The organism is Flavobacterium sp. TC780 (genome assembly GCF_056783245.1).
The window spans coordinates 1-11990 of record NZ_JBXBAV010000162.1 but is presented as its reverse complement, the minus strand read 5'-3'; the positions used below and the strand labels follow the sequence as shown (position 1 = coordinate 11990).

Below are 11990 nucleotides of genomic sequence, written 5' to 3'. Positions count from 1 at the left end.
TTATGTTGTACCTTACTTCGTTCAGCGTATTGCTAAGGTTAATAGATGCCCCTGTTGTTAGGGAGGCAGCACCTCTACTAAAAATGAATTAAAAGAAAAGCAACGAAATATTAACCGACACCTTACGGCACTTTATGAGAAATTTGTAATTGCTTTTGCTTGTTTTTTAATGTTTTTTATTGGTGCGCCACTAGGAGCAATTATTCGTAAAGGAGGACTTGGTTTGCCAATAGTTTTTGCGGTTTTGATATTTATTACTTTCCACTTTATCAATACCTTCGGAAAAAGAATTTCACAAGAAGACGGATTGACTCCTTTTATGGGAGCATGGATGTCAACTTTTATACTTACGCCATTAGCTGTTTTATTAACCTATCGCGCTACAAACGATATTGGATTAATAAGCATGGATGCTGTTTTGGCGCCATTAAATAAGTTATTTAAAAAATTCTCTGAGAGATTTATTTCTTCTCAAAACAAAACCTAACTATGTCAACAAATAAAATACAACTTAACACTATCGAAGAAGCAATTGAAGCTATTCGTCAAGGACAGGTAATTATTGTAGTAGATGATGAAGATCGTGAAAATGAAGGTGACTTTCTTGCTGCTGCTGAAAAAGTAACTCCAGAAATGATTAATTTCATGGCAACACATGGACGTGGATTAATTTGTGCGCCATTAACTGAAAGCCGTTGTAAAGAGTTGGATTTAAAACCAATGGTTACTAATAATACAGATCATATGGAAACTGCATTTACAGTTTCGGTAGATTTAAAAGGAAATGGAGTAACTACAGGAATTTCTGCTGCAGATAGATCACAAACGGTGTTGGCATTAACCGATCCAAATACAAAACCACATGAATTAGCAAGACCAGGTCATATTTTTCCTTTAGTTGCTAAACAAGGTGGAGTGTTAAGAAGAACAGGACATACTGAGGCAGCTATTGATTTTGCAAGATTAGCAGGGTTTAAACCAGCTGGTGTAATTTGTGAGATTTTAAATGAAGACGGAACAATGTCTCGTTTGCCTGAGCTTGTAGAGGTAGCTAAGAAATTTAATTTGAAGTTGGTTTCTATCGAAGATTTAGTTGCTTATAGAATGCAACACGATAGTTTAATTGTTAAAAAAGAAGATTTTGACATAGAGACTCGTTTCGGGACTTTCCGTTTAAGAGCTTATGAGCAAACTACCAACAAGCAAATTCATATTGCATTAACAAAAGGGAATTGGAGCTTAGGAGAATCAATCCTTACAAGAATAAATTCTTCTCAGGTAAATAATGATTTATTAGGTACTTTAACTAATAATCCAGAACAACAATTAGATGATATGTTCAAGGTTATTAATGAGAACGGAAAAGGAGCAGTGTTGTTTATTAATCAGGATATGCAAGCTGTGAATTTATTGAGCCGTATCACAGAGCTTAAAATGTTACAAGCTCAAGGAGTGATGAAAGCGCCAAAAGTGATTATTGATAGTAAAGATTATGGTATCGGAGCACAGATTTTACATGATATTGATATTTCTAAAATTCGATTGGTATCAAATACAGAACAAACAAAACGTGTTGGTATGATAGGTTACGGACTTGAAATAACAGAATACGTAAGCTACTAAGTAATATGGAAACATTTGAAGAAAGAGTTATAAAATCTGAAACGCGTATTTTTAAAGCAGTTTTTCCGAGTACGACCAATCATTATGATACTTTATTTGGAGGAACAGCGCTTCATCTTATGGACGAAGTTGCATTTATATGTGCTACCAGATTTAGCCGAAAAAAAGTAGTGACGATATCTACAGGGCAAATTGATTTTAAAAAAGCAATTCCTGCAGGAACATTAATTGAATTAGTGGCTAAAGTTGTTAGCGTAGGAAGAACAAGCTGTAAAATTCATGTTGATATTTTCATGGAACAAATGTATTCAGAACTTCGTGAAACGGTAGTTTCAGGGACTTTTTCGTTTGTTGCAGTTGACGAAAATAAAAAACCAGTGGCAATTTTGGATAATATAGAATAATAAAAATATTTTTTTGTTCTCGTAAATACTGATAATTAGATACTTGAAAAACGAGTAAATAATAATGAAAAAAAAGCTTTAAAAAAGTTTTTATAATCGAAAAAGCATCCTATATTTGCACTCGCAATCAGATAACGAAAGCGACATACTGGAGAAATGGCAGAGCGGTCGAATGCGGCAGTCTTGAAAACTGTTGACTGTCACAGGTCCGGGGGTTGGAATCCCTCTTTCTCCGCCAGTAGAAGTTTCAAAAGAAACTTTAAAAGTCAAAAGCCTTTAAACACTAGTGTTTAAAGGCTTTTTTGTTTTTGCATACTTTTCAAAAAGCACATGTTTTATCAAAGAATGGTGGCACAATTAGTACCCCAGTTTTTTTGAGATCTTTTTTCTCGAAATTGGACCACTAAAGCAAAAGAATTCCCTAGGAATTCCCTGCTATCAATGGGCTCTCTTAAAATTTTTAATTCAATTTGATTATTAATTTTAAAACTAGATAACATGTTAAAAACAATTTTTCTGCTAAAATCTGGCAGAGTTAATCGAGACGGAGAAAGCTCAATTATTCTAAGACTTTCTTATAAAAACAAAATAATTACAATCGCCTCGGGAAAATTCATCTCGAAAGAAAGATGGATTCAGACAAACCATTTGAAAAATACATTGAAGGCGGAAAAAGAGAAGGTAATTAAAAGTTCACTTGATCTGATGCAGCTTAATGCCGAAAAAAAGTTTATTGAACTCTTCAGGATTGACCCTGAAGTTGACTTGGAATTATTAAAAGCTGAACTCACAGGAAAAGTCAAAATCGACCAGCCTGAAGGCCCAACCATAATTGAGATTATGGACACTTACAACTTATTTTTCGCCAAAAGAGTTAACTCAGGAGAGCGCGCACCGGCTTCTCTGCAGAAGTACAAAAGGGCAAAAGATCTGCTTTTAAGCTTCATCAGTAGCAACTACAAAAAGGAAGATATACCAGCATCTGAGTTATCAAGCTCATTTGTCTTTAAACTGGAGCAGTTCCTCAAGTATGAGAGCAGTTTTAAAGAGCAGACAGGCATCAAAAACAATTCGGTAGTAAAATACATGAAAATGTATAAAACTGCATGCAACTACGCCATTAAGATGGATTTGATCATAAAAAACCCATTCAATATTTATGACGGCAGACTCAGCATAAAAGATGCCGTTTTCCTGACACAGCAGGAACTGAACACAATTGAGAAATAAAGCATTCCCAACGCTACGTCTTGAAAAAGTTAAGGACATATTTCTTTTCAGTTGCTACACAGGATACGCACCTATCGATGCCTTGGAACTCACCGAAAGAAACTTATCCGAAGATTCAAATGGAAACTTATGGATTATGACTAGCAGAGCCAAAACTGCTATTAGAGCCAATGTTCCAGTACTAGCAACAGCTGAAAAAATTATTGCCAAATATAAGAATCAGCAGAAAGGTCTTATCCCGAAAATTTCCAATCAGAAAATGAATGCCTATCTGAAGGAAATAGCTGATGTCTGTGGCATAGACAAACATCTTACATGGTATGTTGCCAGACATACTTTTGCCACCACTGTCACTTTAGGAAATGGGGTAAGACTGGAAAATGTATCAGCAATGATGGGACATACAAACACTAAACAGACCCAGCATTACGCAAAAGTTTTAGATGTTAATATTATGGAAGATATGGAGAAACTTAAATCTAAGTTTAAGTGATGTGCTAGAAAGAAGCTACTAAATTTAAAGCCTCTATTAAACTTCAGTCCGTTTAGAAAAAACAGAGCACTATAGTTCGACAACTAAATAAACCAAAGTAATCACTTAATGTTAGTGTCATAAAACATATTACTATCAATAACAAATTGATAAGCAGTAGCTTAATCAATTTAATTATTTATTAATCTATATACATTTAAAACAATGCTTAAAAACCACTCTATAATTCCTGATATAAAAGCAATAATTGAGACTTCAAAAGAACGCGCAATTAGAGCTGTCGATAATGAAAGAACCATAATGTACTGGACTATTGGGAAAGGACTTTAGAGGAAGAACAGCAGGGAAAAGAAAGAGCCGATTATGGCACTTACTTAATTAAATATCTTGCAAAAGAATTACAGCCTCAGTACGGAACTGGATTTTCATACCGTCAATTAAATTGGTATAGACAATTTTACAGAACATTTCCAATTGTGTCCGCAGTGCGGACACAATTGAGCTGGACACAATATAAGCTCCTTCTATCAATTGATAATGAAGAAAAAGAGAGGTCTATATTGCTGAAAGCGTTAAAAACAATTGGACATCACGCCAGCTGGAACGCCAGATAAACAGCAGTTTATTTGAACGGCTCCTAATGAGCAGTGATAACAAAAATGTATTAGCAGTTGCACAAAATGAAAAATTACCCTCAGATGCCCGTGAAATTATAAAGGATCCTATGTATTTAGAATTCTTAGGCTTGAAACGCGAAGCTGCATACTATGAAAAAGATCTGGAGCAGGCAATTATAACTCATCTTCAGGAGTTCTTACTAGAAATTGGAAATGGGTTTTCATTTGTTGCCAGACAAAAAAGGATTCATATTGACGGAGATGAGTTTTTTGTAGATATGGTTTTGTATAATCGTCTGCTTCAATGTTTTGTTTTAATAGAAATTAAAACGCACAGACTTACCCATCAGGATATCGGACAATTGCAGATGTATGTCAACTATTATGACCGCATTGAAAAAAACAACAATGAAAACCCTACTATTGGGATATTGCTGTGTGCTGATAAAAATGACGGAGTAGTAAAGTTCACATTACCTGAAAGCAACAAAAGCATAATTGCAAGCCAGTATCATTTATACCTTCCGACTGAAGAGCAACTACTTGAAGAAGTCAAGAAAGAACTGGCAAATTTCGAAGAAGACAAAAAATGATTTTAAAAATTGCCTAAAAGAGGGAAATCTGCATCAATCAAATTCCACCACAATATAAGATTGCGTTATTTAAGCTGTTTACCCAACCGAGTTCCTACAGCAAGACTTGCTAGAGCTCAGGCAACCATAAAAGAAACCAAATGATGTAAATGTGGAAATACTACTAGATGAAAAACGACGTAAAGCCAAAATGAATATTATTTTAAACCAATGATCATTTATTTCTAATGTAATTGTTTGCTAATTTTCATTAAAATTCAGGTATGTTGATCTGAAAATTTTAAAAAACCAATAAGAGTTGTCATTTGACAGCTCTTAACTTTTATACACAGAATTGTAACATTTCTATCTAATTCAAAGGATTAAAACTGAGTTGTTGTTTTTTATAGGTGTATTATCCATGAATTTAAATTAAGATATACCTAACAAGATATCTTTACTATACTGTGGTGCTATAAAAGTTATTTTCGTAAAAATATTTTCGAATTCTGTATATATTCTGCCAGCTTGTAATTCCTCTGTCATCCGCTTTCCCATTAGAAAAGCCTTCACCTTGAACTGTCTCATTTAAAATATTCACAACTGGAATTACCATTCCAAATAATTGCCTAAAACTGTGTTTACCAACTTCTTCCACGTTCAACACCTCTAAAACGTCTTCAATTTTTGCCTTTGGAAACATGAAATAGCCGATTGGAAATAAATGAATTCTGTATACGTGTTTGTGCACTTTATCTAACTGTGGAATTTCATCTTGGTCCATCTTTTTCATCTCTTCCACAAACTGATTTATCATTTCAGTGTTCCTTTTCCCTCGTCGTTTTCCTTCTGAAACGAAATCCATAAAACTTTCATGGTTCGTTCCCCTGTCCTTTAGCTTCTCTAATTTACTTTTGAGTTCTTTACTGTCATAAATATCGATAATCCTTTCCAATTCATCCAATGCTTCTTCAGCCTGGAATAAATCATTAGTAAAGTGAAGTATTTCATATTGCAGTGAAATAGATGCAGCCTGATTTTCAACGTGACCAACATCAGTAAAATATAGTACCGTATTATTAATCTTTTCCAACAGAATTGAGAGCTGCTCCTTCATTTCAACAGTGAAATCGCTGATTGACTTTTCCTGAGTGTCAAAAAGAATCTTGAAATTACTCAAAAAATGGTATCTGATTTTCACTTCGATTAAAACCGAATTATAGAATGAAAAGTAATCCTCTTTAGTTATCGCCTCATTGTGCAGTTCCGTCATCTTCTTTAGCCAGCTTGTATGCACCTGAACATTCTCGTTGACAAGCTCAATTCGTATTGATTTATCTAAAGTGATATCCTCCAAAGCGAAAACCACACTGCATTGTCTTACGAATTCCATATTGTTGTGAACACCTTCATAAAAAAGAATTTCACGTCTGGCATTAATTACAATATGCTCATCTGAATTAGAGTTTTCTATAATCTTGTTGACTGCACGCTTAAAAGTTATTAATGCATCTGCTCCACTGTCGTTTGCATATTCGCTTTTAGCATTTTCAAGTTTAACGTACAGGCCTATATTTTTTTCTGCTTGCAGCTTGTCCATTATTTTATTGAATTCGTCCTCTCGAATTATTCCAAAGAAATATCGTGCAGCAGCATAAAAGTATTGCAGATGGTTGTTCATATCAGCAGATAGCTCCCTACTAGACCTATCAGCATCTTTAAGATATTTAAGAGCATCAAACATATTTCCGTTATAATAGTTTGCCATTCCGAGTACCAAGTTGTATAGAGGAGTGGATGCTACATTTCCTGAAGCTTTCTTATGAAAGCTTATCACACTCCTCCATTTGGCTTTATTGATTAAACTTAGTCCGACGGCTTCAATAGCATTTCTGACCAAGGCATCGTCTGTAATGTTCAAATCTGCATCAAATGAAATTTTATCATCCAAATTTGACGCGCTTGGCCGTAAAGTCATTTTTTCATTGATATGCCTTTGAAATTTTCCCTTTTTTAATACCTCCTCGTAAATTTTTTCTATAGCCTCATAATCAAGCAGTTTTTCAAATCGCAGCGAATAGCTCTGCTGTTTTTTAATGCTCTTTTCCCTGCTTTCGATAGCAATAAGAAAATCATTTACATTTTCATAGTAAAAAGTTTTCGACGGTAAGTGATACAGCACATAATAGGCAGGCATGCCAGTATTTAAAAGATAGTTAACATTAGAAAAATCTATCTGCTTGCTAAAACTTCCATCTAAATTTTTCTCAATATTCTCGGTAGCCTTCAGCTGAATAGCAAATCGAAAGTTGGTATGAACTGATTTACCATCAGCCCTTTCTATTTTAAGCTCAATATGAAAATCAATCCCCTTGTCCTTTTCACTCTCCGACCTGATCTCAAACCTTTTTATATCGAATAGCGGTTTAAAAGCATTATTAGAAATAGTCTCAAGTTCTTCATTTACATTGGCAAAAGGCAGCTGCATTTCATTAAAAAGATCGTCCATATTTTGATTTATTTGTAGAAGGAAAGTAAGACTCACAGAATAACAATGAATTTTAGTATGTGAGACTGCAATATCGGAATTTTAATACTAAATCTGATTGTTTTCAAAAGCTTAAAATTATAAATTTGGCGACAAAAAGGAACGATAATTCTAATTAAATTTACAAATTTGGCATAACGCTAAAAACAATCAGTTTAAGACAGGCTTAGTAAATTTTTAGCTATTTTAAACTATTTAAATAAAAAAAATAGGGATTTAAAAAATTCACATTTACATTAGAACAAATTATATATCTTAAATACTATGGAACACATCGATATTAGCCAGTTATATCTTTCACCTATTGACTGGTGGCAATTGGTATTTGTAAAAATTGAATACAAAAAATCTTTTAAAGCATCGATTTCACAACAAATAGCACTGGAAGGTAAATTAATAGAAGTACTCCGTAGCTACAAAATTGAATTTCATATGGGATATTTCAACGCCATTCCCGACTTTGACAAAATTGATTCTGACTATGAAGCAGCAAATAGAGACTCAAATACCACTGTTGCTAAACTTATAAGCTCAGCAACAACGTCAGGAGGTTCAGTTGAATATTTTAATGATACCCTAAATCATAACTTTTTATTCACATTTTAATTTTCTAAATTTTTATTGAATCCTATCTGTAATAATTTTAAAGTACCAATTCCATAAATTTACAGCTGACTAGCTAGCTTCTATATAACCAGATTATCCGATCTATGAGTGAATTTGATATAACCGGTAAAATACTACTGCCCTATTTAAAGGATTTAGGGATCGATGCTTCAGAGATATCTTTTGAAAACTCTTTTTCAATACGCCTTGGTAGAAAAAAACATGCAATTGGTAGATCTGACATGCTCTGCACAAGACATGGTAAGAATTTGTTTGTCATTGAAGTAAAAAATGAATCAAAACAATTAACGGCAGAAGATAGAGATCAAGGAATCTCTTATGCAAGACTTCTGGATGAAATAGCTCCATTTACAATAATATCAAATGGGATTTCAACGAAAATATATGATAGCATAACAAAAGAGGAACTTTCGGGGAATATGCTGAAAAATCCGCCTTCTGGAAAAATGGATATACATTATCTACCGAAGATGAACTAAAAATCAGATATGAAGCCCTGAAGAACTTTATCGCCCTGTCTCCTGAAAATTTAAGAATATTCTGCGAGTCACAGGTCAATGATCGCATGGGACAGATAATTGGAAATGCTGACAGTGCTTACGCCAAATTTATAAACAAACTATATGTACAGCGAAAAGACCTAATATCATCATTTGAATCTTTTATAGCTTCTGATGACTCTGTTTTTGGTCTTATAGGAGCTGCTGGAGTTGGTAAAACTAATGTTCTCTGTTCACTGGCTTTACAGAAATTAGAAGATTCTTTTGTATTTTTTTACAATTCAGCTATTATTACTTCACCTCTTGAATGCATTTCGCAGGATCTGAATATTGCTTTTTCCAGCAGGACAGAAACAGACGTCGTGCTTAAAAAACTTGATGAACTGGGCCGATTTGCAGACAAGACAGTTTTTATATTTATAGATGCAATAGATGAATGCACAAATCCAAATATTGCACACGAATTAAGTGAAATGGCATTAATTGCTAAAAATGCCGATAAACTAAAAATCATAGTTAGCTGCAAATCAAATATCTGGCACAGTATCTTAAAAATCAAAAATAAACCTACGCATTTATATGATGAACTACACCACTTTCATCAGTTTAACAGTAGTATAGAAAATCCTGGTTTTCATTTAACCGAATTCAGTGATCAGGAATTAAATGACATACTTCCCTTGTATCAGAATGAATTTGGTTTTAAAGGCACAATTTCAGAAGAACTGCTTCCCGAGTTAAGAAATGGATTTTTTTTAAAAATATTCAGTGAAGTATACAGCGGAAAGCAGATTGCCAGAAAAGATAAGCGACAAGAATCTTATCGCAAAATATTTAAAACAGACACTTGATGAATCTGAAATTGGATTTCATTCAGGAGTAAGAATCCTTTCAGCAATTGGGAATTTAATAATGAATTATAAATATTCAGATACTGAAGTTCACAAAAATGAAGGTGTCGATGTAAACTATGTTCTCGAAAAATTAAACTATTCGCTTGACGAAAATTTACCGGAAGATTTATTTACCCGAAATATTCTGATCAGATCCAATAATGAAGATTCATATAATGTATCTTTTTACTATTCTAAAATCCGTGACTACATCGTCTGCTACCAAATTCATAAATTGGATAAAAAAAGCAATGGAGAATTTTATGATCTACTCGGCTATTTCTATCAAAATCATATTGGCAAAAGCGCAATTGACTTTTATATTGAAAATGCTTCCTACTCCCATAAAAGTACACTGGTTTCATTTAAGAAAGACAAATGCCTTTCGTACGTTACCGCCTATAATTCTTATCTGGATGAAAATTTTTCCACTTTCAAGGAAAAGTTCGCGCCTCATACAGCAGGAGAAATCGGTCTTATCCTGCCGGAAGACCTCATTAACGGCGATGGCTATGCCTTATTTCCACTTTCGGAAAAGAACAGTGCCGATGTGGTGTATCTTAACCTCACTAATCCCTTTGAAGCTCCGTACAATAACAATCCATTTTTACAGACAGGCGCCAACTCATACACTACAAGCAACATCTCCCTATTGGCGGAAGACCAAGACACGATAGTAACGCAGTCCGTCTATAAGCAGCTCAGGGAAATAATAGGTAAGGAGTCCATCCCCACTTTCAGCACAGATACCCTTCTTTTTGGGCCGCTCGCAGCCATAGTGTATAACTATAATGAAAAATTGAACTATGACTACAAAATTGAAGATCATTTCATGCCCGGATATAAGCCATTTACCCTATTGACCTTTTTGATTTGAAAAATAGGGTGAATCTCTTTAAGATCAGAGAGCATTATAAATATAGAAAAATATTGCACAGGAGGAACTGGCAGAGATTATTGAACGAACTATAACGGAAAATATTCCGATTCCTGAATTCACAACAAAAGGGCGTGTCCCGCCCTTTGAGGGACTCTCAAAGATAGTGGATGTGCTGATTGAAAAAGGATACCGTCAGATTGATGGGCACTATCTTCCGCTGGCCGATATTTCTCTAAAGGAAACAAAAGAAATGTACCAACAGAGCAGACTGCAAAATTCAAACCGCATGCGGACTATCCAATTCAGTGAAAGTCAGGCCAAGGAATATACTACAAGCTTTTTCAAGTATCTGGAATCCTGTTACAAGGAATTTGTGGAATACAACTTCACGACTTTAAAAGATTCTTTTAAATTCTATAAAGTGATGCCGCACGAGTACATTGTGTACCTCAAGGACGATGACATCCTGCAGTGGGGCAGTTTTGGCTACCGCCACTCTGAGACGGGTGATTTAGGTATTTATTTCAAAGGTTTCGAAAGAGCAAGAAGGGCATTTACCAAACAAGGAATAATATGCATAGAGGCATTTCTCAATGGAACTGATCCTGAAAGCCCAAGAGTCATATCGATATAATTTACAAGGTATTCGAGGGAATAAGCGCTTCAAAACTTGAGGAAAACTGTGTTGTAAGAGGCTGGATATACAAAATGCTTGAAAGTGACATCGATGATATACTAAAAATAAATGAACATTAAATCATTAACATTTAGTGTTTCATATATTGCAGTCTGCGAAATTCGCAACGCAGTATCCGCAGGCGATGCAATTGAATGAGGTACAGATAAGACATAAAACAGAAAGCCTGCAGATTTCTGCAGGCTTTCTTAAAATCCAGTCTTTCTGCTGAATCCCTTAAGGTAATATATCAAGTCATTTATATGTTGCGGAGTCTGAAGTTCCGTAATTGAATGTTTATAAAGCCCGGCTTCCAGACTAAGCAAAGTCTTGATGACTAATTAGTAATCTTGAAATTTCCAGGTTTTTGGTCTCGGCACCTCTAAAGTCTAGTTTAGCCCAACGGAATTGAGTTGAACACAGTGTTTTTTTTTTAATTCTATTGCCAATAAAGAAAAAGAGTATTCTAAATCGCTGATTTTTTTTTTTAGAGAACATCTCATCAACTCTAACTTTAATTTTCAATTTTCATTTTATTAAAAAAAGTCACATTTGCAAACATGCACTTATTCAATTTTGTACAACTGAGGTAAAAAACTTGATTTAATATAAAATTCGGTTTTCCATAAAAAACACCTAAATAAAAGACCTAAATTTGATTAATCCACAAGTTTACAAAATCCAAAATTACCAACAGTCTCAAATATAGTTTGATGACTTTTCTGTAAACAGGTATAAATACCTGTTCTTATTAATTTGACTAAACTTGAATTGAAGATAATGTATATTGCACTTTAAAACCTATATTTTAGTCAAATTTCAAAAATTTCAAATAAGCCGCAAAATAAACAATACTATCTAAATGCATTTATCAAAAATCTCTATCAACAACTGTAAAGAAATCTAAAACCTTTCGAAACAACTCAT

The 11990-nt window shown here is 34.1% G+C and carries 13 protein-coding genes, 1 tRNA gene and 1 pseudogene; 14 read left to right on the top strand and 1 reads right to left on the bottom strand.

The features are described 5' to 3' along the window. Positions 1–73 precede the first annotated feature (73 nt). The 9 genes and pseudogenes from AC1RYN_RS18030 to AC1RYN_RS17990 form a co-directional block, all read left to right on the top strand. Positions 74–487 (top strand): annotated as a pseudogene (locus AC1RYN_RS18030) (LptF/LptG family permease); the annotation flags it as partial. 2 nt (positions 488–489) lie between these two features. Then, positions 490–1623, top strand: coding sequence for a 3,4-dihydroxy-2-butanone-4-phosphate synthase (ribB, locus tag AC1RYN_RS18025; RefSeq protein ID WP_481808054.1), 1134 nt, complete (start codon positions 490–492; stop codon positions 1621–1623). A gap of 5 nt (positions 1624–1628) precedes the next feature. Beyond that, a complete protein-coding gene (locus AC1RYN_RS18020; protein ID WP_481808053.1) occupies positions 1629–2027 on the top strand; it encodes an acyl-CoA thioesterase in 399 nt (132 codons plus the stop codon). 150 nt (positions 2028–2177) lie between these two features. Beyond that, a tRNA-Ser gene (locus tag AC1RYN_RS18015) sits at positions 2178–2265 on the top strand. A 260-nt stretch (positions 2266–2525) separates the two neighbouring features. Further along, positions 2526–3257: a phage integrase SAM-like domain-containing protein gene (locus AC1RYN_RS18010; RefSeq protein ID WP_481808052.1), complete on the top strand. Its 732-nt coding sequence runs from the start codon at positions 2526–2528 to the stop codon at positions 3255–3257. Further along, positions 3247–3750: a site-specific integrase gene (locus AC1RYN_RS18005; RefSeq protein WP_481808051.1), complete on the top strand. Its 504-nt coding sequence runs from the start codon at positions 3247–3249 to the stop codon at positions 3748–3750. The genes AC1RYN_RS18010 and AC1RYN_RS18005 overlap by 11 nt, the downstream gene beginning before the upstream one ends. 204 nt (positions 3751–3954) lie before the next feature. Further along, positions 3955–4080 (top strand): hypothetical protein, encoded by a 126-nt coding sequence (locus AC1RYN_RS18000; protein ID WP_481808050.1) that lies wholly within the window; start codon positions 3955–3957, stop codon positions 4078–4080. Next, entirely contained in the window at positions 4056–4364 is a 309-nt protein-coding gene (locus tag AC1RYN_RS17995; RefSeq protein ID WP_481808055.1) for a DUF1016 N-terminal domain-containing protein, read from the top strand. Before AC1RYN_RS18000 ends, AC1RYN_RS17995 begins: the two co-directional genes overlap by 25 nt. Before the next feature lie 26 nt (positions 4365–4390). Further along, entirely contained in the window at positions 4391–4960 is a 570-nt protein-coding gene (locus tag AC1RYN_RS17990) for a PDDEXK nuclease domain-containing protein (RefSeq protein ID WP_481808049.1), read from the top strand. Positions 4961–5399: 439 nt separating this feature from the next. On the opposite strand, the gene AC1RYN_RS17985 is transcribed toward AC1RYN_RS17990, so the two are convergent. After that, positions 5400–7448, bottom strand: a complete 2049-nt coding sequence (locus AC1RYN_RS17985; protein WP_481808048.1) for a DUF4365 domain-containing protein — start codon at positions 7446–7448, stop codon at positions 5400–5402. A gap of 303 nt (positions 7449–7751) precedes the next feature. Here AC1RYN_RS17985 and AC1RYN_RS17980 point away from each other — a divergent pair, with 303 nt between their 5' ends. The 5 genes from AC1RYN_RS17980 to AC1RYN_RS17960 all read left to right on the top strand — a co-directional run bounded on the left by AC1RYN_RS17980 (position 7752) and on the right by AC1RYN_RS17960 (position 11021). Next, a complete protein-coding gene (locus AC1RYN_RS17980; protein ID WP_481808047.1) occupies positions 7752–8093 on the top strand; it encodes a hypothetical protein in 342 nt (113 codons plus the stop codon). Positions 8094–8197: 104 nt separating this feature from the next. Beyond that, positions 8198–8593 (top strand): type I restriction endonuclease, encoded by a 396-nt coding sequence (locus tag AC1RYN_RS17975; RefSeq protein WP_481808046.1) that lies wholly within the window; start codon positions 8198–8200, stop codon positions 8591–8593. Positions 8594–8679: 86 nt separating this feature from the next. Beyond that, positions 8680–9465, top strand: coding sequence for a hypothetical protein (locus AC1RYN_RS17970; protein WP_481808045.1), 786 nt, complete (start codon positions 8680–8682; stop codon positions 9463–9465). Beyond that, the gene (locus tag AC1RYN_RS17965; RefSeq protein WP_481808044.1) at positions 9407–10384 is read left to right on the top strand and encodes a hypothetical protein; all 978 of its coding nucleotides are present in this window, start codon (positions 9407–9409) and stop codon (positions 10382–10384) included. The genes AC1RYN_RS17970 and AC1RYN_RS17965 overlap by 59 nt, the downstream gene beginning before the upstream one ends. Before the next feature lie 172 nt (positions 10385–10556). Next, positions 10557–11021, top strand: a complete 465-nt coding sequence (locus tag AC1RYN_RS17960; protein WP_481808043.1) for a hypothetical protein — start codon at positions 10557–10559, stop codon at positions 11019–11021. Positions 11022–11990 lie beyond the last annotated feature (969 nt).

Excerpts from the sequence above, each read along its gene's own strand:
- ribB (WP_481808054.1), top strand. The coding sequence starts at position 490 with ATGTCAACAAATAAAATACAACTTAACACTATCGAAGAAGCAATTGAA.
- AC1RYN_RS18020 (WP_481808053.1), top strand. The coding sequence starts at position 1,629 with ATGGAAACATTTGAAGAAAGAGTTATAAAATCTGAAACGCGTATTTTT.
- AC1RYN_RS18010 (WP_481808052.1), top strand. The coding sequence starts at position 2,526 with ATGTTAAAAACAATTTTTCTGCTAAAATCTGGCAGAGTTAATCGAGAC.
- AC1RYN_RS18000 (WP_481808050.1), top strand. The coding sequence starts at position 3,955 with ATGCTTAAAAACCACTCTATAATTCCTGATATAAAAGCAATAATTGAG.
- AC1RYN_RS17990 (WP_481808049.1), top strand. The coding sequence starts at position 4,391 with ATGAGCAGTGATAACAAAAATGTATTAGCAGTTGCACAAAATGAAAAA.
- AC1RYN_RS17985 (WP_481808048.1), bottom strand. The coding sequence starts at position 7,448 with ATGGACGATCTTTTTAATGAAATGCAGCTGCCTTTTGCCAATGTAAAT.
- AC1RYN_RS17980 (WP_481808047.1), top strand. The coding sequence starts at position 7,752 with ATGGAACACATCGATATTAGCCAGTTATATCTTTCACCTATTGACTGG.
- AC1RYN_RS17975 (WP_481808046.1), top strand. The coding sequence starts at position 8,198 with ATGAGTGAATTTGATATAACCGGTAAAATACTACTGCCCTATTTAAAG.
- AC1RYN_RS17970 (WP_481808045.1), top strand. The coding sequence starts at position 8,680 with ATGGGACAGATAATTGGAAATGCTGACAGTGCTTACGCCAAATTTATA.